Origin of the sequence: Dawidia cretensis, from assembly GCF_018598175.1 — a bacterium.
Taxonomy (GTDB): domain Bacteria; phylum Bacteroidota; class Bacteroidia; order Cytophagales; family Cyclobacteriaceae; genus Ohtaekwangia; species Ohtaekwangia cretensis.
In genome coordinates this window covers 1-297 of the sequence record NZ_JAHESE010000174.1, presented here as the reverse complement: position 1 = coordinate 297, position 297 = coordinate 1, and the positions used below count along the sequence as shown (strand labels likewise).

1 protein-coding gene is annotated in these 297 nt (G+C 52.5%); it reads right to left on the bottom strand.

Features of this window, described 5'->3' with window-relative positions; all coding sequences use genetic code 11:
* Nucleotides 1-22 precede the first annotated feature (22 nt).
* Nucleotides 23-297, bottom strand: a 275-nt coding sequence (locus KK062_RS30250; RefSeq protein ID WP_254088114.1) for a phytase, incomplete at its 5' end; no start/stop codon positions are given.

Genomic DNA, 297 nt, shown 5'->3' with positions numbered 1-297 from the left:
ACCGTAGGCCGTAGGATCAAGCTTACCACAAATCCTCCCACCGGTAAAACTGGAATGTTTTATCATCACTCATCGCGACGAACATGCCCTGCGGAAATCCCGGCAATGCTACGCTGGTCACATCACTGCCATCGCTTTCCACCGTTGATGTGTTTACAATCCGCAGTAATGGATGCTCGTGTGGGCTGGAGGCGGTGCCTTCGCGTGGAAAGATCTGAAACCGATGGGCTTGCTGATCCGACACGAGAATATACCCCTTGCCATTGCCTTGCTTGTAGATCGAGATGCCCTCGTGAT